A 20405-nucleotide genomic window follows, 5' to 3' on the forward strand; every position below is an offset into this window, starting at 1 on the left:
TCACTGCGCCGGGCTGGACTCCCCGCCCGGCACCCACGCGAGGTCCAGCGAGCGCGTGTCCCGGAAGGGCGCGCGCCGCTCGGAGCCTCCGAAGCGCAGCACCACGCCGCCCTCCACCCGCACCACGTGCGAGCCCGGCTCCGGACGGCCGCCGCCGCGCGCCACGGCCAACGGGAAGTAGACCTCCAGGGGGACTTCGCCCTTGCCGTCCAGGGGCACGCCCATCACCTGCTCGCCCGTGGCCACGCGCCGTCCATCCACGCGCAGGTCGAAGTCCACGCGGGTGAGCGTGGCCGCGTCCGAGGACGGGTTCCCCACCTGGAGCTTCAGCGTGAGCGCCCCGCTGCCGTCGCGCGTGAAGGCCACGTCCATCGCCTCCACCCGCACCGCCTCGTCGTAGGCGCGCGGCCGGAAGGGCACCACGCCCAGGCAGCCGGCCAGGCAGGAGATGCCGGCCAGGCCCAGCCCGAGCACCGCCCGGCGCGAGCGCATCAGCCGCCCAACAGAGGCTGCAGCGCCTCCACCGTCAGGGGCCAGCTCGCGCGGCGCGCCAGGACCTCCAGCGCCTTGATGAACTCCCCCGCGGACTGGAAGCGGCGGGCCCGGTCCGCGAACAGCGCCTTGCGCGCCACCCGCGCCGCGTAGTCCGGCAGGTCCGGAGACAGCGTGGACAAGAGCGGCACGCGCGCGTCGCGCACCTGGTGCATCAGCTGCGCCTCGTTGTCGCCGGTGAAGAGGCGGCGGCCGGCCCACAGCTCCCAGAGGATGACTCCCACGGCGTACAGGTCCGTGCGGGCGTCCACCGCCTGCCCCAGCACCTGCTCCGGGCTCATGTACGGCAGCGTGCCGCGCAGCGCGCCGGAGTCGCCGCGGATCATCCCCTCGACCTCCGCCACGCCGAAGTCGGTGAGCTTCACGTCGCCCTGGACGCCCAGGAGCACGTTGGCGGGGTTCACGTCGCGGTGGACGATGGTGGCGCCGTTCTCCCCCACCTTGGCGCGGTGGATGTAGTCCAGCGCCTTGAGGATGCACCACGCGATGTAGCAGGCGGACTCCGGCGGCATCGCGGCGCCCGCCTTGAGCAGCAGCTCCTGCATGTAGCCCAGCGTCCGGCCACTCACGAGTTCCTGCACCATGAGGTAGTCCGGCCCGGCGCGGAACAGCCGGAACGTCCGCACGATGTGCGCGTTGCGCAGGCGCACCGTCAGCTTCGCCTCGTCGACGAAGGCCTTCACATACGCGGGGTCGTTGCGGAAGGACGGGTGCAGCCGCTTGATGACCACTTCGTCGGGCTCGCCCGGGGAGCGCTGGGTCGTCTCACGGGGACGCGCCTGATACACCTCGGCCATGCCTCCGACCGCAAGCCGGCCGACCACTTCATAGCCACCCAGGTCCGGAGCTTCCGCCACGGGGCCAAGATTAACGCGGATCCGGGAGCGGCCCCACTATTCCGCCACCAGTGACGTGAAGAGGGCCTCGTACTTCCGGGCGGACGCGGTCCAGGAGAAGTCCTTCCCCATGCCCCGCACCTGGAAGTCCCCCAGCCGTGCGGGGTCCGCGTACAGGGAGAGCGCCCGGCGGATGGCGGCCAGGAGCGCCGAGCGGTGGAAGGACTCGAAGAGGATGCCGTTGCCGTCCAGCCCCCCCTCCACCGTGTCCACCAGTCCACCCGTGGCCCGGACGATGGGCACCGTGCCGTAGCGCAGTGAATACATCTGGTTCAGGCCGCACGGCTCGTAGCGGCTGGGCATGAGGAAGAAGTCCGACCCGGCTTCCACCAGATGTGACAACGCCGGGTCGAACCCGATGTGCACGCCCACCTGCTTCGGGTGGCGGGCCTGTAGCGCCCTCAGGCCCGCCTCCAGGGCCGGGTCGCCGTTGCCCACCGCCACGAACTTCAGGTCCCCCTGGAGCGCCGCGGGCAGCGTCTCCAGCAGCAGGTCCACGCCCTTCTGCCACGCCAGCCGGCTGACGATGCCGAACACCGGCGCGTTGCCCTCCGTGGGCAGGCCGAAGTGCTCCAGCAGGGCGCGCTTGCACATCGCCTTCCCCGTCATGTCCTCCGGGCCGTAGCGCGCGGGCAGGAAGGAGTCCGTGTGGGGGTTCCACTCGTGCGCGTCGATGCCGTTGATGATGCCGGTGAGCGCGTGCGAGCGGCGGCGCAGCAGGCCATCCAGCCCGTAGCCCTGCTCCGGCGTCTGGATTTCGCGCGCGTAGGTGGGCGACACGGTGGTGAGCGCTTCGGAGTAGACGAGCCCCGCCTTGAGGAAGTTGACGTGGTCGTAGAACTCCACGCCCTCCGGCGTGAAGAGGTCCCACGGCAGCCCCAGGTCCTCCATGGTCCGCTTGGGGAACTGCCCCTGGTAGGCCAGGTTGTGGATGGTGAAGACGCACTTCGCCTTCGCGAGCGGCGTGCCCTGGAAGCCGCGGCGCAGGGCCACCGGGACGAGGCCCGTCTGCCAGTCGTGCAGGTGGATGATGTCCGGGAAGAAGCGCAGGCGCTGCGCGGCCTGGAGCGCGCCCACGCACAGGTAGGCGAAGCGGCGGGGGTTGTCCGCGAACTCGCCGCCCGCGTCGCCGTAGAGGCCCTTGCGGCCGCCGTAGAAGGCTTCGTTCTCCAGGAAGAGGACCTCCAGGCGTTCGGAGAGGCGCGCGGACAGGATGGGGCCGCCTGATTCACCGAAGGGGAAGCGCAGCACCAGGGACTGGCCGGTGGGCAGCAAGTGTCCGGTGTTGCGCACGTCCTGGTAGCGGGGCGTGACGATCTTCACGTCGTGCCCCAGCCCGGCGAGCGCCGTGGGCAGGGCCCCGGCCACGTCGCCCAGTCCCCCCGTCTTCGAGAAGGGGGTGACCTCCGAGGCGATGAAGAGGATCTTCATGAGTCCCGCCATTGCGTGCGAGTCCCGACAGGGAGTCAACCGCGAACGTGCGCGCCGGGGCCGTGTTTCCTATGGTGCGCCGCGTGACGAATATCCCTCCCGACCCCATCCAGCGCTTCGCCGACCTCTTCGCCCAGGCGAAGGCCGCCATCCCCGTGGACCCGAACGCCATGGTGGTCGCGTCCGTGGACGACCAGGGCCGCCCCAGCTCACGCGTGGTGCTGCTCAAGGACTTCGATGCGCGGGGCTTCGTCTTCTTCACCAACTTCCACAGCCGCAAGGGCCGTCAGCTCCGTGCGCACCCGTACGCGGCGCTGTGCTTCTTCTGGCAGCCCCTGGAGCAGCAGGTGCGCATCGAGGGCCGGGTGGAACAGGTGACGGACGCGGAGGCGGACGCGTACTTCCAGAGCCGCGCGCGCGGCAGCCAGATTGGCGCGTGGGCCAGCCTCCAGAGTGAGGAGCTGCCCTCGCGCGAGCTGCTGGAGCAGCGCGTGGCGGAGGTGGAGGCGCGCTTCCAGGGCCGTGCGGTGGAGCGCCCGTCGCACTGGAGCGGCTTCCGCGTGGTGCCGGACCGCATCGAGTTCTGGCACGCCCGCCCCAGCCGGTTGCACGAGCGCAACGTGTACCTGCGCGACGGCGCGGGCTGGAAGACGCAGCTGCTGTTCCCTTGAAACAAGTCCTCAGGGCACGCGGTGCTCGCGGAAGGTGACGCGCAGCGTGTACGTGCCCGCCGGAGCCTCCACCCGCACGAAGTCCCGCGCGTGCGGCGTCTGCTGCGTCAGCGTGCCTCCCGTGGCCTGCTTCTCCCAGGCCACCAGCGCCAGGTCGTCCACCGCCGTCACGCCCTGGCCGGACTTCGGAGGCGCGGTGTTGAGCGTCAGGTCCAACGCCCAGGGCGCGTTCCACAGGTCCGGCTTCGGCGGATCCGCGGGGAAGTGCAGGTCCTCCGCCACCAGCGTCCAGTCGTGGGTGCCGCCGTCGTGGCGCAGCAGCGTCTGCTCGCCGAAGAGCGTGTAGGACTCCACGGGCAGGTACTGCACCTTGGCGGAGAAGGCACCACCGCCCCGCCCCTTCAGCCACGCCACCGCCGTGAGGTCGCGGTTGGGCGGCCCTTCGGCGAAACCCGGCGGGCGGAAGCGGTTGACCAGCTTCACCGCCGCGCTCCGTGAGTCGCTGGCCGCACGCCGCTGGCAGAGCGCCGCGGCGCCCCGGTGCGGACCGTCCTGGCATACGTAGCCGGCGTTCGGGCCCACGCTCCAGCGCGGCGCCTCGTTGGCTTCGTCGTCCACGTCGTGGTCCTCGAAGTCGCCGTGCAGGAGCACGTCCCGCCCGGCCTTGAGCTTCACGCCCGTCACGTCCGCGCCCGTGAGCTTCGCCACCGCCACGGACTCCCCTTCATGGCGCAGGGGCCGCAGGTCCACCGTGGCGCGGCCGTTCGCGTCCACCGTCACCGGCACGTCCACGGTGCGCTCGCTCACCGCCGCGTGCCGGTCCTCCGGAAGCAGCTCGCCCCAGGAGGGCTGGGGCACCAGTTCCACGCCGCCCTCGCGGGACAGCTCCGCCAGGTTGCGCAGGAAGCTCTCCGCCAGGTCGCCCCCGACGGGCCGGGGGCGGTAGTCCTCGATGTACACGGGCACCGCGCGGGCCCGGTCCACGCGCGTGCCGCGGGCCTCCACCTCCGCCATCAGGCCCACCATCGTCTCCATGCGGTCCTGGTCGAAGGCGAAGTTGCCCAGCGACTGCGCCATCAACACGCCCTCGTGGCGCGCGAAGCCCTGCGGGATGTGCGGGTGGTGCGCGATGACGAGCCCCGCGCCCGCGTCCACCAGGTCGCGCATCCGCTGCGCCGTCGGGGTGGAGGGCCGGACGCTGTACTCGACGCCGGTGTGCAGCACCGCCACCGGCACGCGTCCCTGCGCCTTCTCCGCGGCCAGCAGCACGGACGCCCGCGTCAGGTTCCTCGCGTCCGCCGCGCCGCCCTGGTTGGGGCCCGCGACGTACTGCTGATCATGCGCGCTGCCGGTGATGGAGCACATGGACACCAGGCTGTAGTTCGCGCCCGCGAGCGACTCGCGCGCCGGCATGAAGGCCTGGTCCTCGTTCTGGCCCGCGCCGCTGAAGGCCATGCCTGTCGCGGCCACGTGCGTGAGCGTGTCCTCCAACCCCGGCGCCAGGTAGTCGTAGACGTGGTTGTTGCCCAGGCTCACGTAGTCCACGCCCAACCACGGCAGCGCGGGCAGCGAGCCGGGCAGCGTGAAGAACGCGTAGGCCTTCTCGTCGTGGGGCGTCGCCGGATGGTCCGTCACCGGCGTCTCCAGGTTCACGGCCCGGAAGTCCGCCGCCTGGAAGTAGGGCCGCACGTGGGTGAAGACGGCCTTCGTGCCCGGCAGCGGATCCGACACGCGGATGAGCGCCGCCGGGTCGTCCGGCGGCATCTGGTTGCGCGGCGTGGTGTCGTCCGGGTCGAGGAAGCGCCGGCCCAGCGACACGTCGCCCGCGAAGAGCATCCGCACGCCGTCCTTCGGAGACAGGCGCACCGGCGGCAGCGTCACGCGCTTCTCCGTCAGGCTCCGGCGCAGCTCCACCGCGACCACCGCCGGGCGGAAGCCCTCCGCCTCCACCGTGAGCAACCGGTTGTGACGGGGCAGCACGGGGAAGCGGAAGTGGCCAGCCGCGTTCGTGCGCGCTTGCGCGTCCCCCACCTTCACCACGACGTCCGCCACTGGCGTGCCCGCCGTGGAGACCAGCGAGCCCTCCAGCGCGATGCCGGTGCAGGCGTAGTCATGGCGCGCGGTCCGCTCGGCTTCGGGCACGGTGGCGTCCGCCGCGGGCTCCGGCGCGCAGGCCGTCAGCACCGGATCCTCTTCTGGCGGTGGCGGCTCTTCCGCCGTCTCGTCGGGAGGCGGCTCCTCCTCCGGCGGTGGCTCGGGAGGCGGGGGTTCTTCCTTGGGCGGGTCGTCCGGAGGCGTCACGGGCGTCACCGGTTCATCCCCCGGCGTCACGGCCTCCTGTCCGCTCTTCGGCGTGGAGGCGCCCGGACCACACGCCACGAGACACGCCGCCACCCACACCGTGGGCCACCACCGCCGCCACGCCATCCCACCCCTCCGCCGCGGACTTCCTCGCGACGAGATGGAGACGACGGCAGGCAGGCGCCAGCGACGGACTCGTCCCCGGGGGCTGCCTGCCTGCCCCCGGGGGCCGGGGCGTGTTCACCCGACGACAGCGACCCTGTCCCTTCAGGCCACTACCAAGGCACTTCCGCGCCCTCGTAGTCGAAGAACCGGCCGGAGTGCTCCAGCGAGACGCTGTCGATGACCCTCAGCATCCCGCGCACGGACTCCTCCGCCGGCAGCGGCGCGTCCTGCCCGCCCATGTCCGTCTGCACCCAACCCGGATGCAACAGCACGCACGCCAGGCCTTCGCGGCGCAGGTCGTTGGACATGGAGCGCACGCCCATGTTCAGCGCGGCCTTGGACATGCGGTAGGCGTACGCGCCGCCCTCCGTGTTGCTGGAGAGCGACCCCATGCGGGAAGTGACGTGCGCCACCTTGCGCCCCGCTCCGTGCCGCAGCGCGGGCAGCAGCGCGGAGGTGATGCGCAGCGGCCCGAGCGCGTTCACCTCGATGGTGCGCGCCAGGTCCTCGTAGTCCAGCTCATTCAGCCCCACCCACTGGCCGGACACGCCCGCGTTGTTGATGAGCACGTCCACCGGCTCGCGGCAGATGCGCTCCGCGAAGGCCTGGACGCTTTCCGCGCGGGTGACATCCAGTGGATGAATCCTCAGGCGGCTGCCGGCCTCCAGCAGCAGCGGCTCCAGCCGGCGCGCCAGTTCCGGGGCACGCACCCCTGCATCCACCGTTTCTCCCCGCCGCAGCAGTTGCTGCACGAATTCGAAACCGATGCCACGGCTCGCTCCCGTGATGACATAGCGCATGCCTTTATTAACGCGCCGGGAGGCTCTCCTTGGCAAAGCTCTTGCCTTCGCACTAAGGCGCCCGGGGTTGCTCACCTCACGACAAGCTCGGGAGTAGGACGACATGACGGTCGCGGTCATTGGGGGAGGCATCACCGGACTGGCGCTGGCCTACCAATTGCGGGCTCGCGGTACTGCTGCCGTGGTGCTGGAGTCGACGTCACGCGTGGGTGGAAACGTGCAGACCCACGCCCGCGAGGGCTACCTGTTGGAGGCCGGACCCAACAGTTTCCTCGACCGGGAGCCCACGACGCGTGAACTGGCGGACGTGCTCGGAGTGTCATCCCGGATTCGTTCGGCGGATGCAGCGGCAAAAAACCGTTACATCTACACACGCGGAGCCCTGCGAGCCCTGCCCACGTCGCCTCCGGCGTTCCTGAAATCCGACATCCTTCCCCTTGCTTCCCGCCTGCGGGTGGTGGGGGAGCTGTTCAGCGGACGCAACCCCACGGGTGCGGACGAGTCCCTGGCCCGGCTGGGGCGGCGCCACCTGGGGCGCGAGGCGACGGCGGTGCTGCTGGACGCGATGCAGACGGGCACCTACGCGGGCGACCCGGAGCTGCTCAGCGCGGAGGCCACATTCCCGCAACTCGTGAAATTCGAGCAGGAGCACCGCAGCCTCATCCTGGGCGCCATCCGTGCGCAGCGCGCGGCGCGACAAGCGAAGGGCTCGGGCGCGGTGGAGACAGGCCCCCGGCTCACCGGACAGATGAGCACGTTCGACGGCGGCCTGGGCGTGCTGGTGGACGCGCTGGCGAAGGCGCTGGGCGACAGCGTGCGCACGGACGCGAAGGTGGAGGGACTGGAGCGCGCGGCGGATGGCTGGAAGGTGCGGTACCAGGAGCGGGGCCAGCCGGCGGAGCTGAGCGCGACGCACGTGGTGCTGGCGGTGCCCGCGCACGTGGCGGCTTCTCTCGTGCGCCCTTTGGACGCGGAGCTGGCGGAGAAGGCGGACGCCATCCCGTACGCGCCCATCGCCGTGGTGCACCTGGGCTTCGCGCCGGGGACGGTGCCGAAGCCGGACGGATTCGGGTTCCTGGTGCCAGCGGTGGAGGGCACCGCGATGCTGGGCACCATCCATGTCTCCACCACGTTCCCCTTCCGCGTGGAGGGCGGGCGCGTGCTGCTGACGTGCCTGATGGGCGGCGCTCGCCGGCCGGAGGTCGTCTCCCGGGATGAGGACGCGCTGGTGGCGCTGGCTCGCGAGGAGCTGAAGACGATGGCGGGGCTCACCGCGACGCCGGAGCTGACAGCGGTGTTCCGCTGGCCGCGCGGGATTCCCCAGTACACCGTGGGCCACCTGGAGCGCCTGGCGTCGATGGAGGAGCGGCTGAAGCGCTGGCCCGGCCTGCACCTCACCGGCAACGCGTACCGGGGCGTGGGCGTCAACGACTGCCTCAAGGAGGCTGCGCGGCTGGCGGACGCGCTGGGTGGGCCGGCGGCGGGAGCCACCCGGAGCGCCTGAGCGACCGCTCACCCGGAGACAGCGACGGCCGGGGGCAACCCTCCCCGGAAGGTCCCTGGGTCGATGCCAGAGTTCGTGGGCATGTTTCATGGACACTGGAGAAGCCCCCCATGTTCTCACTGCGCTCGCCGCTCTTGTTCGTGCTCGCCGTCCTCTTCTTCCCCGCGGTCCTCGCCGGGACGTTCGTCCTGGACCTCGTCCCCGCGCCCGTCCCCCAGCGCTAGGACGCGGGACGGTGTAGCCTTCCGCCTCCGCATGCAGGAGACGTCGCCGGAAGGCTCCATCGTTCGCGCCACGCTGCGCGCGCTCGTCGCGCCGTGGCGGTTGGCCCCCATCGTCCTGGTCTCCCTTCCGCTGCTCGCGGCCCAGGTGCGCTGGAGCGTGGATCCTCGCGCGTTCTGGATTGGCCTCCTGCTGTGCCTGATGTGCGTCGCGGTGGCGCCCGTGTCGTACCGGGTGCTGTTCCCGGAAGGGCTGGACCTGAGCCACGGCGGCATCCGCTTGCTGCTCTACGCGGCGGTGGGCAGCGGCGTGGTGCTGTCGGTGGGTTACGCCCTGCCGCGCGTCACACTGATGCAGGACATGTTCCTGTCGGAGCCGTACAACCTGGCCATCTGCGGCGGCCTGTTCCTCGTCGCGGGCTGGGGGTTGGGGCGGGACATCGGCTTCGAGGAGACGCTGGCCCGTGAGCGCGCCCGCGCCACCCGCTTCGCCTGGGAGGCGGAGCAGGCGCAGTTGCTGGCGCTGCGCAGCCACCTGGATCCGCACTTCCTCTTCAACACGCTGAACGCCATCGCGGAGTGGTGCCGCGAGGATGGCGCCGTCGCGGAGGCCGCGGTGCTGCGGCTATCCACGATGCTCCGCTCGGTGCTCGCGGGCGTGCGCAGCGTCACCTGGCCGCTGTCGCAGGAGCTGGAGCTGATGCGCACGCTCTTCGACCTGCACCTCTTGCGCGACCCGGACCTGTTCCAGCTGCGCATGGACGTGGCGGACGGGCTTTCGGACGTGCCCGTGCCGCCGCTGTTGCTCCTGCCCCTGGCGGAGAACGCGGTGAAGCACGGCCCGGCGGCCGGCCACCGGGGCCCGTTGAGCGTGGAGGTGGTCACGCGCGAGGGGGCGGTGGTGGTGTCCATCGACAACCCGGGCGCGTCCAAGGGCCCGCGAGAGGGCAGCGTGGGCCTGCCCACCGTGGAGCGGCGGCTGGCGCTGGCCTATGGCGGCCACGCGCTCCTGTCCCTGGAGAGCGCCGACGGGCGCACCCGTGTCACCGTCACCCTGCCCCGCCAGGGCCCCCAACCCGGAGTCCTCACGTGAGAGAGCCCCTGCGCGTCCTCATCGCCGACGATGAACTGCTGGCCCGCAAGCGCCTGTCCCGCCTGCTGGCCGCGCTGCCGGACGTGAGCGTCTGCGGCGAGGCGGTGGATGGGGACTCGGTGCTCGCGGCGGTGCGCGCGGGCGGCGTGGACGTGGTGCTGCTGGACATCCACATGCCGGGCCTGAGCGGGCTGGACGCGATGGCGCTGCTGCCGGAAGGCGGGCCCCACGTCATCTTCTGCACCGCCCACGCGGAGCACGCGGTGAACGCCTTCGAGCACGGCGCGGTGGACTACGTCCTCAAGCCCGTGGAGGCGGCGCGGCTGCAGAAGGCGCTGGAGCGCGCGCGGGCGCGGGTGAAGGCGCCCACCGCGACGGCGCCGACGGCAGCGGCGGAGAAGCCGACACTGACACGGCTGCCCATCCCGACGCGGCAGGGGCTGGTGCTGGTGTCGCCGGACGCCATCTCGCACGCGTCGCTGGAGGACGAGCTGGTGACGGTGTTCACCGCGCAGGGCGACTACCTCACCGACTTCACGCTCAACGAGCTGGCGGACAAGCTGCCTCCGGAGCACTTCCACCGGGTGCACCGCCGCGCGCTGCTCAACCTGTCCCACGTGACGCGGCTGGAGCCGCTGGAGACCGGCGGCTATCTGGCGCGTACGGCGCGGGGCCACTCGGTGGAGGTGAGCCGCCAGTCCGCGCGCGAGCTGCGCCGCATGCTGGGCCTGCGCAAGGGCGCGGAGGACGAGGGCTGAGCGCGACCGCCAGTCCTCACGCGAGCTGCGCCACATGCTGGGCCTGCGCAAGGGCGCGGAGGACGAGGGCCGAAGCCCAGCCTACGTGCGGCACCGCTTCCAGTCGGCGCGCACACCTTGCAGGCGCATCCCACGCGCAATCCGTCGCGGGCTGGCGTCAGCAACCGTGAGGCAGGCGCGGCGAGCGCACCCGCCTCGACGCCGAGCGCCTCAGTTCCAGACGAACAGCCGGTGCACCTGCGCCGCGTCGTCGCCCAGCGTGTCCGTCAGGGCCTGCTTCGCGGGGCCGGGCAGCTCCACACCGCCTCGCGCGCAGCGGGCCGCATCCTCCACGGCGAAGGCGGGCGCATTGCAGAACGCGTCCTGCCAGCGCGACATGAGCGAGGCGAAGAAGGTCTGCTCGTAGCCGCGCAGCTGGCCGTCCAGCCAGCCCTCCTTGTTGGGCCGCTGGAACACCTGCGGGCGCACGCCGCCGGGCTCGAAGGTGATGTTGTGCTCGTAGCCGGAGGCCTCCAGGGCGTTCTCCGCCTTCACCGCCAGCGGCGCGTGCCGCTCCTGGAGGATGCCCTGGGCCACCACCGCGAAGTGGTACTCCACGCCCCGCCGCTGCGCGTGGTAGTCGAAGGAGCGCGACACGTCGCGGTACTTCGTCACCTCGACCGTCGTCTTGTACTCCACCGTCTTCGTCTGGCGGACCAGGCGCTTCTTCATCACGCCCTTCTCTTCGTAGGACTCCTCCACCGAGTACGGCACCTCCGCCGTCGCGGTGCGGTCCTCGTGGTCCGTGTACGGCACGCGCTCCGTCCACGGCGCCGTCAGCTGCACGGGCTCGACGGTGCGCCGCTCGCTCAGGCTCCCGGCGATGGTCATCGGCGCGTGGCGCTGGGACGCCTCCGAGTACCAGGGCGAGGCCTCGAACGCGCCCGACAGCCGTGTCATCAGGTACTGCACGACGTCATTGCTGATGCCATCCACGGACACCTCCCACGTGGGCACGCCCAGCGCCTCCGGGAACATCCCCGCGCGGGGCGCCGACTGCTGGTAGTGCCCGCAGTAGCGCGACACCAGCTCCGTCCAGTGCTGCGCGCCGCCGGACAGCGACTGCTTCAGCTTCGCGCACGTCGCCACGCCGCCCTGCGCTACCGCCTCCTCCACGTCGCGGCGGATGGGCGCCATCTCCGGTTGGGCCAGGAGCGTGCGCTTGCGGTCCAGGTGCGACTCCGCCGTCAGCGCGTTGCCCAGCTTCGCCGGGTCGATGATGAGCTGGCGCAGGTGCCGGTGCGTGCCCGCCATCTCCTCCAGGAGCGAGCTCTCCATGCCGCCATCCAGCTTGGAGTTCCACTTCACCCTGTAGGTGAAGAACTGCTCCAGGTTCGCTTCCGCGTCCTCGTCCCGCCCCTCCACCCGCGCCTGACGCGCCTGGGTGAGCAGCTGCGACAGGCCGCGCCAGCGCAGGTCATCCAGCGACGCGCGATACTCGGGGTTGTTGGGCTCGTCATTGACGAGCTTCACGTAGACCTCGGCCGCCTCCACGAAGCGGCCCTTCTCCGCCAGGTCGTTGGCGTGGCCCCGGGTGGTCGAGCACGCGGTCAGTACCCCCGCGCACAGCAGCGCGGGGACGAGGAAGGACTTCCGGCGGGCGCCGGAGCGGAACGAAGCAAGGAGCGAGGCAATCACGGGAACGGCACCCTTCAGCGAGAGGCACGCGGCCCCGCAGGCTGACTCACAGCATGCCGCGATTATTCACCGCGACAGCCCCGTCCCGACAAGGCCCCCAGGCTCCGGGGTACGTCAGCGCTCCACCGGCCAGGTGTGCACCGGCAGCCCCTCCTCTGACAGCTCCAGGTAGCGCTCCAGCAGGGCCGCCAGCGCGTCCTGGCGGGGCATGTGGGCCTCCAGCCGCTCCAGCACCGCCCGCTGCCAGCGCGACCCGGTTCGCTGAAGCGCCACGCGCCGGGCGATGATGTCCAGCAAGCCGTCCGCCTCCGCGGTCTCCACCCCGGCCTCCAGCAGCCCGCGCCTCGCCACCGGCAACAGCTGCTTCACCAGCTCCGCCGCCGACATCACCCGAGGACTGGGCGCGGTCTCCGCCGGCCACAGCAGCGTCGCGCCCAGGCCGTAGTGAGCCGCCTGCTTGAAGTTGCGCCGGGCCTGCCAGAAGGGCAGCGCCGGGAGCAGCGCGTCCACCCGCTCCGCGAGCCCCAACGTCAGCCCCAGCAGGAACGCACCGTTGGCCACCATGTCCACCGGCGTGGGGCCCGACGGCAGCGCACGGAACTCGATGCGCACGTGGCCTTCTCCGTGCGGATCATAGATGGCCCGGTTCCATGACCAGACCGTCCCGTGGTGCAGCCGCAGCTCCTCCAGCTTCGGCAGTCCTCCGGCGGCCACCACCTCCAGCGGAGACTCCTGCCCCATCACCGGCAGGAGCGCCGGATGGAGCGCCACGGCCTCCGCGAACAGCTCGTGCAGGCCCTCGCGCACCCAGCCGTGTCCGAACGTCACGCGCGGGTGCAGGTGCGCGGCCTCGTCGCTGTCGCTCCGGTCGTCGGTGGCCTGTTGGAAGAGCGCCACGCGCGTCTCCTCCCACAGCCGCTTGCCCAGGAACAGCGGCGAGTTTCCGCACGCGGCCAGCACCGGCCCGGTGGCCAGCTGCGCGGCGTTGTACACGCGCGCGAAGTCCTCCGGGTCCACGCGCAGGTGGAACTGGAGCGACGTGTTCGCCCCCTCCAGCGTCACGTCCTCCCAGGTGAGGTTGAGCGTGTCGTCGCCAGCGATGGCCACCTGGAAGGGCCCGTCGCGCCGCTTGCGGATGGCCGCGGACAGCGCCCGGTAGCGCGCCTGTGGCGTGAGCGCGTTCTTCCCCAGGTCCGCCTGCCGCAGCGTGGGAAGGATTCCCACCGTCGCCACGCGCGCGCCCTCCGTCGCCGCCGCGCGCCTCAGCTCCGCCAACACCTCGTCCAGCTGGGCCTGGAGCCCGGTGAAAGGCCGCCCCGCGAGCAACGAGGGGCGCAGGTTCATCTCCATGTTGAAGCGGTTGAGCTCCAGCGTCAGCCGGTCGTCCTTCGACTTCGCCAGCACCTGCTGGTTCACCGGCAGCGGCGAACCCGCGCCGTCCACCAACGCCACCTCCAGCTCCGCGCCCATCGTCGCGGGTCCCACGCCGAAGCCGGGACGCCGGAGCACCTGTCGCAGCGCCTCCAGGCTCTCCGCGAGCCGCGCCACGAAGCGCGCGTGTTCCTCCGGCGTGAACTCCTCCTGCTGGATGGCCAGTCCCATAGGCCCTCCACGATTGGCACGACGCGGCGCACTGGCACGCGCGGTGTCAGCCGCTGGACGCCGCAACGCACCGGGAACCCCGCCCGCCTCCCACACTCGCTCCCTCGTCCGCCCCTCAGGCCGGCGGACCCGGGTGCGTCCGCGCCGGGTGTGTTATCCCAGGTCCCGTCATGCCGGACGCCACCGTCAACCTCTACGACCTGCCCCGCCCCGCGCTGGATGCGCGGCTCGCCGGCTGGGGCTTCAGCCCCCAGTACCGCGAGCGCGTGTGGACGGGCCTGTACCGCGACGGCGTCACCGCGACAGGCGACGTGCAGGGACTGCGCCCGGACCTCCAGGCCGTGCTCCAGGAGCGAGCGCACCTGGGCACGCTCGCCACGCATCACGAGAGCTTCAGCAGCGACGGGCTCACCCACAAGCTGCTCTTGCGCCTGCACGACGCGCAGACCATTGAGACGGTGCTGATGCGCTTCAAGGGCCGCGCCACCGTGTGCGTGAGCACGCAGGCCGGGTGCGCCATGGGCTGCGTCTTCTGCGCCACGGGCCAGATGGGGCTGTCACGCCACCTGACGCCGGGCGAAATCGTGGGCCAGGTGCTCCACGTCACGCGCGTCCTGCGCGCGCAGGGGGAAGCGCTGCGCAACATCGTGCTCATGGGCATGGGCGAGCCCCTGCACAACTACGAGCACACCATGGCCGCGGTGGACATCCTCGTGGACCCCAAGGGCCTGGCGCTGGCGCCGCGCTTCATCACCTTGTCCACCGTGGGCGTGGTGCCCGGCATCCTCCGGCTCGCGGACGAGGCGCGCCCTGTGCAGCTCGCGGTGAGCCTCCACGGCGCCACGGACGCGGAGCGCGCCGCGCTGGTGCCCGCGGGCCGCCGCTGGCCTCTCAACGAGCTGATGGACGCGTGCCGCTACTACGTGGCGAAGCGCAAGCGCCGCATCTTTTTCGAGTGGACGCTCATCTCCGGCCGCAACGACACCGCGGAGCACGCACACCATCTGGGGACGCTGCTGCACGGGATGGACGCGCACGTGAACGTCATCCCGCTCAACCCCACGGTGGGCTACGACGGCGGCCCCAGCGTCCCCGACGCGGTGCGTGCGTTCCAGGACGTGCTCACGTCGTACGGCGTGCCCAGCACGGTGCGCCAACGTCGCGGCATCGACATCGACGCGGGCTGCGGCCAGCTCAAGGCCGCCGTGGAGCGCAAGCCCCGCCGCTCCCTTCCCGTCGCGTCCTGAGCAACGTGCGGGGTCGCTCGGAACACCACCCGACCTGACGTGTCACCCCGGAGCGCTAGCGTCCGCTCCGTCCGCACGCGCGTAACGAGGTGTGTGCGGCACGTGGATGTTCGGGGGCCCTTGCATGGCATGGGCTCGTGGGCACATTCTTCAAGACGGCTTCCACGCAACCCCAACGGCTTCTCTGGCGGAGGTGGGCAATGCTTTCCATCCAGGAGCACGGCACGGTGGAAGAGGCGAGCAGCAACCTGCTCGACTTCATCCTGATCCCCGACAACTGGCTCGAGCAGGCGCCTCCGCAGCCCGAGGCCTCCGCCACATGGCCGGCATCGGATACCCAGTACCAGCGCCGCGTGGGTACGCTGCGCATCTGTGCGTCGGTGGACGTGGCACCGTCGCTGGACGTGGTGCTCCACATCGCGTTCCGCGCACCGGGGCTCACGCCGATCAAGGCGGCGGACCACCTGGAGAGCTTCCTCAAGCAGCGCCTGCCGCTGACGCCCAACAGCGAGTGGCAGGTGGAGGTGGACGAGCGCCGGTGGATCCACTTCTCGCGGCGCTACGCGGGCACGCACCTGCTGGCGTGACAGCTACGGCGCCAGCCGGTAGTGCCGCAGCGGCTGCGCCACGTTCTTCACCGGCGTTTCCGTGAGGGGGCCAAACTGGAGCTTGCGCACGAAGGGCTCCTGCGACTGCTTCAGCGCTTCGTGCACGCTCTCCATCACCAGCGTCTCGCGGAACCCCGCCAGCGACTGCAGCCGCGCGGCCTGGTTCATGCCACTGGAGAACGCGGTGTAGTTGCGGTTGGGACCAAAGAGGCCGCAGTTCGCTGTGGCCAGGTTCACGCCCACCGACACGCCCAGGCCCGGCAGATTCACCCGCTGGCACAGCGCGGCCACCTCCTCGCGTCCGCTCAGCTCCGCGGTGAAGGCCTGGATGTCCTGCGCGGCGCGCACGGCGGCCTCCGCGCGGCGCACGCGGTCCGTCTGGAAGAAGGGCGGACCGAAGAGGCCGATGACGCAGTCGCCCACCATCTTGTCGAAGACGCCGCCGTGCTGCCAGATGCAGTCCACGGCGCGCGCGCTCCACTCGTCCACGAAGCGGCCGATGCTGCGCGGGCTGTCGAAGCCCTGCTCGCAGATGCGGGTGAAGCCGTTGATGTCCGCGAACAGGATGCCCACCTCCTGCTCCTGCGCGCGCAGGTGCCGCGCGTAGTCCGGGTCCTCCAGCAGCGCGTCGATGGCCACCGTGGGGAAGAACTGCGACAGGTGGATGCGCTCGCGGTTGTAGTCCAGCAGGCGCTGGCTCAGCGTGGAGGCCAGCACGCGGATGAGGTCCATCGCGTACGCGGAGAAGCCCTCGTTGCTCCAGACGACAATCTTGCCCAGGGGCTCGCTGCGCGTGGCCGCGGAGATGAGCACCGCCTCCGTGGAGCGCCCGTCGAACAGGCGCTTGAGCACGCCCGCGTCCCCGTGCAGCAACCGCGTGCCGTGCTGGTGCAGCAGCGTCTCCAGCTGCGAGCCGGGCTGATCTCCGCTCTCGTACTCCAGCTGCCCGTGCCGGTACGAACGGTAGTGCAGCACGTGCGGCTGCACGGCGTCGCGGTACAGGAGGAGGAAGCCCGGCAACCGCACCCGCTGCGCCAGCGTGCGCACCGCGTGGTCCATGCCCGCCTCGAAGACGGGGTTGGCCAGGTGCTCGTTGCACTGGAGGATGAGCTGGTGCTTCTCCGACGCGGTGTGGACCAGCATCAGCACCGTGTCCAGCTCCTCCGCCACCACGTCCAGCGCGCGCGCGCGCTTCGCGGTGATGCCCGCGTCACCGGGCGGCCCCGCGAAGAGCACACCCATCGTCCCCACCGGTGAGCCCGCCACGTCCAGCGTCTGGGTGAGCAGCGTGCCCGTGTCGAGGACGCTCAGGCCCACGGGCCCCGCCAGAAGACTCCCGGCGAAGACGCCGCCCCAGTCGCCCGCGCTCCAGGTCTGCTCCACCAGTTCCTCGTCGCGCGTGGTGACGGCGATGGCGCGCGCGCCCAGGTGCGAAAGCAGCGTGGGGAAGCAGCGCCGGAAGCACTGGGTGAGCGTCTCGCGCTCCCGCAGGCTCTCCTCCAGGAGGTCGTCCGTGACGCGTCCCAGCTGGCGCAGGTAGCGGTACTCGTCCAGGGACAACTCAACGGGTGGGGACGTGGGCGCCGGGGTCATGTGCGCCCCTTGTACCGCCGCCCGGGGGGACTGTCACAAGGCCGGCACGTGCTTCGTTCCGCCCACGACGACGCCGTCCTGGACCTCGATGAGCCAGTACCCCTCCTTCCCCGCCTGGGTGGAGGAGCCCGCGCCGAACAGGTGGGGCCGGTCGTCGGTGGCCGGGTGGTGGTAGCGCTGGTGGATGTGCCCATGGAGCACCGCGAAGCGCGGGCCCGGCAGGAGCTTCAGGAGCGCGTCCGCGTCACGCAGGCCGTGGTGCCAGCCGTCCGCGTGGTTCGCGGCACCGCGAGGCGCGTGGTGCACCACCACCAGGATGGCGCGGCCGTCCAACCGGGCGTCCTTCAGCAGGGCCGCCAGGCCTTCGAGCTGGGCGGGGCCCACGGTGCCGTAGGACAGGCCGGGCGTGGGCAGCGGGCGCGCGGAGCACAGGCCCACCACCGCGGCGCCCTCCCCCACCAGCCTCACGAAGGGGAACGCGCCCTCGCGGCGGTACTCCGGCAGGTCGCTCTCCAGCAGGTCCCCGAAGTGCCGCGCGAAGCGGCCATCACGCGCGGCGCCGGGGGTGAAGACGTCGTGGTTGCCGGGGATGACGGTGCAGCGCGCGGGCGTGGGGGCCAGGGGCGCGAGCGCGGCGCGGGCGGCGCGGAACTCGCCTTCCAGGGCGTAGGCGGTGAGGTCGCCGGAGAGGATGAAGTGGTCCACGCCGTGCGTGCCCGCCTCGCGGGCGATGGTGGACAGCGTGGCCTGCGCGTTCCGGTAGGCCTTCGCCCGGCCTCCCGCCGTCAGCTCGACGAGCGCAATCCAGCGGCGCCAGCCCAGCTTGCGCAGCGGCAGGGCGAAATAGTCCTCGGTGATGTGGACGTCGGAGCAGTGCAGGAAGCGCATGGAGGGAGTCACATCCCAGGAACGGAAGGAAGCGGCGGGGCATTCTCTCCCAGCGCGCGGTGCGGGCGGGGAAGTTATGGTTGCCGCCACGATGCGAGGACGCTTCGCCCCCAGCCCCACCGGCCGCATGCACCTGGGCAACATGAGAAGCGCGCTCCTGGGCTGGCTCCAGGCCCGGGCCGCGGGCGGCGCGTTCCTGCTGCGCATCGAGGACCTGGACCGCGCGAGATGTCGCCCCCAGTTCCTCCAGGACCTCTACGAGGACCTGCGCTGGCTGGGCCTGGACTGGGACGAAAAACCGCTCATCCAGAGCGAGCGCGACAGCGTCTACCGCGAGGCCCAGGAGAAACTCGGGCGCGAGGGGCTCATCTACCCGTGCTTCTGCACGCGCGCGGAGATCGCCCGCGCGGCGAGCGCTCCCCACGGCCTGTCCGACGAAGGCCCACGCTACCCCGGCACCTGCGCGCACCTCACCGCCGAGCAGGTTTCGGAACGTGCCCGCACGCGCGCCCCCGCGTACCGCTTCCGCGCGCGCGAAGGCGAAGTGCGCTTCGTGGACGAGCTCATGGGCCCGTACGCCCAGGATGTGCAGGCGCTGGTGGGGGACTTCGTGGTGCGCCGCAACGACGGCGTGGCCAGCTACCAGCTCGCGGTGGTGGTGGACGACGCGGCCAGCCGCATCACCCACGTGCTGCGCGGGGACGACCTGTTGCCCTCCACGCCCCGGCAGCTCCAGCTCTACGCCGCGCTGGGCCTGCCCGCGCCCGCGTTCCTCCACGTGCCGCTGGTGATGGGCGAGGACGGCAAGCGGCTGGCGAAGCGCGACGGGGCGTTCGCGCTCGCGGAGCTGCGGGCGCGCGGCCGACCTCCCGAGCACGTCCTGGGTCTGCTCGCCGCATGGAGCGGCCTGGGCGACGGCAGCCCGGTGACCCTGCCCGCGCTCGTCGCGCGCTACCGCACGGACGCGCTCCCTCGCGAGCCGGTGGTGGCGCGCGAGGCACTGCTCCTCGACGCGCTCGGCCTGCGCTGAGGCCACCCGGCCTTCCGCCCCACCCTTCGGGGCGGGGCGGCCGTGAAGCAGTGAAACGAAGTGGCTTCCCCGGTGCACACCTTCAGCCCAGACACGTACGTCCGGACCGTGCCCAGGCGCGGCTTCGGCGACTCACGGGAAGCGAGGGTGGAGTCCAATGGCAGCCATTGTTGAAAGCGAACGAGCCGGCATCATCCCAGCGGTGCCAGGCAGTGCGTACAAGCTGAGCTGGGGCGCCATCTTCGGTGGCACCTTCGTCGCGCTGGGCGTCTGGATATTGCTCTACACGCTGGGGCTGGCGCTGGGCCTGTCGTCGGTGAACCCCGCCGACGCGGGGAGCGCGAAGTCCGCGGGCATCTTCACCGGCATCTGGAGCGTGCTCGTGCCGCTGGTGGCGCTCTTCGTGGGCGGCGTGGTGGCCGCGCGCAGCGCGGGCATCGTGGACAAGGCGGGAGGCGCCATGCACGGCGCGGTGCTCTGGGGCCTGACGACGCTCATGGGCGTCCTCGTGCTGGGCATGGTGCTGTCGAGCGTGCTGGGCGCGGTGTTCAACGTGGGCAAGGCCGCGGTGGGCGCGGGTGGCACCGCCGCCGTGGGGGCGGTGACGGGCGGCGGTGAAGCGGCGAAGGCGTTCGGCCTGGACGCCAACGACGCGCTCGCGCCGGTGAACCAGCGCCTGCGGCAGGAGGGCAAGCCCACCATCACCGCGAACCAGCTGGAGGCAGCGACCAAGGACATCGTCACCGAGGGCGTGCGCCAGGGCCGCATGGACCGTGAGCTCCTGGTGAGCAACATCGCGCAGAACACCAAGCTGTCGCGCCAGGACGCGGAAGGCGTGGCCGACCGCGTGGAGCAGCAGGTGGACCAGGCCAAGACCAAGGCCAGTGAGCTGGGCCAGCAGGCCCAGCAGGGCGCGCTGAAGGTGGCGGACCGCTCCGGCCGCGTCTTCTGGGGCATCTTCGCGGGGCTGCTGCTGGGGCTCGTCGCGGCGGTGCTCGGCGCCACGCTGGGCGTCAGCCGCAAGCAGCGCATCCGCGCGGAAGGGGCGGTGGTGGTGCCCCCGACGACGCCCACGACGCCCGGCCCGCGGCGCGAGGTGTATCCGTAGCCTCGGGCGCTCGCGTGCATCCCCGCTTCACGGCCCTTCGTGAGGCGGGTATGACACGCGGGCTCCCGGCCCATGGCGTCCTCTCACCGCACCGTTGTCCATTGGCTCCTCATCCCCGGCCTGAGCCTGGGGCTGTTCCTGCTGTTCACGCTGGGAGCCGCGTGGGTGACGCGCTTCACGGACGCACCGGAGCTGCCTGAACCCGCCGCGCCGCCGCCGGCCCTTCCGCCGCGCGCGACCGCACCGGTGCCCGCCGAGCC

17 protein-coding genes and 1 pseudogene are annotated in these 20405 nt (G+C 71.7%); 9 read left to right on the top strand and 9 right to left on the bottom strand.

The annotated features are described in order from the left end of the window. From D7Y11_RS15330 to glgA, 3 genes are read right to left on the bottom strand one after another with little or no spacing between them, the layout of a single operon-like run. Window positions 1-492, bottom strand: coding sequence for a hypothetical protein (locus D7Y11_RS15330; protein ID WP_120576576.1), 492 nt, complete (start codon window positions 490-492; stop codon window positions 1-3). After that, window positions 492-1409 carry a serine/threonine-protein kinase gene (locus tag D7Y11_RS15335; RefSeq protein ID WP_120576575.1) on the bottom strand — a complete coding sequence of 306 codons (918 nt, stop codon included), beginning with the start codon at window positions 1407-1409 and terminating at the stop codon, window positions 492-494. Before D7Y11_RS15335 ends, D7Y11_RS15330 begins: the two co-directional genes overlap by 1 nt. Window positions 1410-1445: 36 nt before the next feature. After that, window positions 1446-2879, bottom strand: a complete 1434-nt coding sequence (glgA, locus tag D7Y11_RS15340) for a glycogen synthase GlgA (protein WP_126934073.1) — start codon at window positions 2877-2879, stop codon at window positions 1446-1448. A gap of 71 nt (window positions 2880-2950) precedes the next feature. On the opposite strand from glgA, the gene pdxH reads away from it, so the two are divergent. Further along, entirely contained in the window at window positions 2951-3550 is a 600-nt protein-coding gene (pdxH, locus tag D7Y11_RS15345) for a pyridoxamine 5'-phosphate oxidase (protein WP_120576574.1), read from the top strand. Between the two features lie 9 nt (window positions 3551-3559). Here the strand turns inward: pdxH and D7Y11_RS15350 are convergent, their stop codons facing one another. Both D7Y11_RS15350 and D7Y11_RS15360 read right to left on the bottom strand, forming a co-directional pair. Beyond that, window positions 3560-5977: a CapA family protein gene (locus D7Y11_RS15350; RefSeq protein WP_158641952.1), complete on the bottom strand. Its 2418-nt coding sequence runs from the start codon at window positions 5975-5977 to the stop codon at window positions 3560-3562. Window positions 5978-6126: 149 nt separating this feature from the next. Continuing rightward, entirely contained in the window at window positions 6127-6816 is a 690-nt protein-coding gene (locus D7Y11_RS15360) for an SDR family oxidoreductase (RefSeq protein ID WP_120576571.1), read from the bottom strand. Between the two features lie 103 nt (window positions 6817-6919). Between D7Y11_RS15360 and hemG the strand changes: the two genes are divergently transcribed. The 3 genes from hemG (at window position 6920) to D7Y11_RS15375 (ending at window position 10392) form a co-directional block, all read left to right on the top strand. After that, a complete protein-coding gene (gene hemG, locus D7Y11_RS15365; RefSeq protein WP_120576570.1) occupies window positions 6920-8320 on the top strand; it encodes a protoporphyrinogen oxidase in 1401 nt (466 codons plus the stop codon). Window positions 8321-8575: 255 nt separating this feature from the next. Next, window positions 8576-9634, top strand: coding sequence for a sensor histidine kinase (locus D7Y11_RS15370; RefSeq protein WP_120576569.1), 1059 nt, complete (start codon window positions 8576-8578; stop codon window positions 9632-9634). After that, window positions 9631-10392, top strand: coding sequence for a LytTR family DNA-binding domain-containing protein (locus D7Y11_RS15375; protein WP_120576568.1), 762 nt, complete (start codon window positions 9631-9633; stop codon window positions 10390-10392). The genes D7Y11_RS15370 and D7Y11_RS15375 overlap by 4 nt, the downstream gene beginning before the upstream one ends. Before the next feature lie 210 nt (window positions 10393-10602). Here D7Y11_RS15375 and D7Y11_RS15380 read toward each other — a convergent pair whose 3' ends face one another. Together D7Y11_RS15380 and D7Y11_RS15385 are read right to left on the bottom strand one after the other, a co-directional pair. Next, entirely contained in the window at window positions 10603-12069 is a 1467-nt protein-coding gene (locus D7Y11_RS15380; RefSeq protein WP_126934076.1) for a hypothetical protein, read from the bottom strand. 114 nt (window positions 12070-12183) lie between these two features. Then, on the bottom strand, window positions 12184-13671 hold the full coding sequence (locus tag D7Y11_RS15385; RefSeq protein WP_126934077.1) for a glutamate--cysteine ligase: 1488 nt from the start codon (window positions 13669-13671) through the stop codon (window positions 12184-12186). 170 nt (window positions 13672-13841) lie between these two features. Between D7Y11_RS15385 and rlmN the strand changes: the two genes are divergently transcribed. Both rlmN and D7Y11_RS15395 read left to right on the top strand, forming a co-directional pair. Further along, complete coding sequence (gene rlmN, locus D7Y11_RS15390) at window positions 13842-14918, top strand: 23S rRNA (adenine(2503)-C(2))-methyltransferase RlmN (RefSeq protein ID WP_121753485.1); 1077 nt, start codon at window positions 13842-13844, stop codon at window positions 14916-14918. A gap of 200 nt (window positions 14919-15118) precedes the next feature. Next, complete coding sequence (locus D7Y11_RS15395; RefSeq protein WP_120576564.1) at window positions 15119-15505, top strand: hypothetical protein; 387 nt, start codon at window positions 15119-15121, stop codon at window positions 15503-15505. A gap of 3 nt (window positions 15506-15508) precedes the next feature. Here the strand turns inward: D7Y11_RS15395 and D7Y11_RS15400 are convergent, their stop codons facing one another. Then, a complete protein-coding gene (locus D7Y11_RS15400) occupies window positions 15509-17119 on the bottom strand; it encodes an adenylate/guanylate cyclase domain-containing protein (protein WP_126934078.1) in 1611 nt (536 codons plus the stop codon). Between the two features lie 33 nt (window positions 17120-17152). Then, window positions 17153-18007: a metallophosphoesterase gene (locus D7Y11_RS15405; RefSeq protein ID WP_120576562.1), complete on the bottom strand. Its 855-nt coding sequence runs from the start codon at window positions 18005-18007 to the stop codon at window positions 17153-17155. Between the two features lie 91 nt (window positions 18008-18098). Between D7Y11_RS15405 and gluQRS the strand changes: the two genes are divergently transcribed. The 3 genes and pseudogenes from gluQRS to D7Y11_RS15420 all read left to right on the top strand — a co-directional run. Further along, a complete protein-coding gene (gluQRS, locus tag D7Y11_RS15410) occupies window positions 18099-19037 on the top strand; it encodes a tRNA glutamyl-Q(34) synthetase GluQRS (protein WP_233605012.1) in 939 nt (312 codons plus the stop codon). A gap of 157 nt (window positions 19038-19194) precedes the next feature. Continuing rightward, complete coding sequence (locus tag D7Y11_RS15415) at window positions 19195-20145, top strand: hypothetical protein (RefSeq protein WP_120576560.1); 951 nt, start codon at window positions 19195-19197, stop codon at window positions 20143-20145. Window positions 20146-20217: 72 nt separating this feature from the next. Then, a pseudogene (locus D7Y11_RS15420) lies at window positions 20218-20405 on the top strand (hypothetical protein); the annotation flags it as partial.

The sequence above is a fragment of the Corallococcus sp. AB018 genome (assembly GCF_003986945.1).
GTDB classification, from domain to species: Bacteria; Myxococcota; Myxococcia; order Myxococcales; family Myxococcaceae; genus Corallococcus; species Corallococcus exiguus.

What these genes read in the sequence shown, in the direction of transcription:
- D7Y11_RS15360 (WP_120576571.1), bottom strand. Translation starts at nt 6,816, where the DNA reads ATGCGCTATGTCATCACGGGAGCGAGCCGTGGCATCGGTTTCGAATTC.
- rlmN (WP_121753485.1), top strand. Translation starts at nt 13,842, where the DNA reads ATGCCGGACGCCACCGTCAACCTCTACGACCTGCCCCGCCCCGCGCTG.
- glgA (WP_126934073.1), bottom strand. Translation starts at nt 2,879, where the DNA reads ATGAAGATCCTCTTCATCGCCTCGGAGGTCACCCCCTTCTCGAAGACG.
- D7Y11_RS15385 (WP_126934077.1), bottom strand. Translation starts at nt 13,671, where the DNA reads ATGGGACTGGCCATCCAGCAGGAGGAGTTCACGCCGGAGGAACACGCG.
- pdxH (WP_120576574.1), top strand. Translation starts at nt 2,951, where the DNA reads ATGGTGCGCCGCGTGACGAATATCCCTCCCGACCCCATCCAGCGCTTC.
- D7Y11_RS15370 (WP_120576569.1), top strand. Translation starts at nt 8,576, where the DNA reads ATGCAGGAGACGTCGCCGGAAGGCTCCATCGTTCGCGCCACGCTGCGC.
- D7Y11_RS15405 (WP_120576562.1), bottom strand. Translation starts at nt 18,007, where the DNA reads ATGCGCTTCCTGCACTGCTCCGACGTCCACATCACCGAGGACTATTTC.
- D7Y11_RS15350 (WP_158641952.1), bottom strand. Translation starts at nt 5,977, where the DNA reads ATGGCGTGGCGGCGGTGGTGGCCCACGGTGTGGGTGGCGGCGTGTCTC.
- D7Y11_RS15415 (WP_120576560.1), top strand. Translation starts at nt 19,195, where the DNA reads ATGGCAGCCATTGTTGAAAGCGAACGAGCCGGCATCATCCCAGCGGTG.
- D7Y11_RS15330 (WP_120576576.1), bottom strand. Translation starts at nt 492, where the DNA reads ATGCGCTCGCGCCGGGCGGTGCTCGGGCTGGGCCTGGCCGGCATCTCC.
- D7Y11_RS15400 (WP_126934078.1), bottom strand. Translation starts at nt 17,119, where the DNA reads ATGACCCCGGCGCCCACGTCCCCACCCGTTGAGTTGTCCCTGGACGAG.
- D7Y11_RS15395 (WP_120576564.1), top strand. Translation starts at nt 15,119, where the DNA reads ATGCTTTCCATCCAGGAGCACGGCACGGTGGAAGAGGCGAGCAGCAAC.
- gluQRS (WP_233605012.1), top strand. Translation starts at nt 18,099, where the DNA reads ATGCGAGGACGCTTCGCCCCCAGCCCCACCGGCCGCATGCACCTGGGC.
- hemG (WP_120576570.1), top strand. Translation starts at nt 6,920, where the DNA reads ATGACGGTCGCGGTCATTGGGGGAGGCATCACCGGACTGGCGCTGGCC.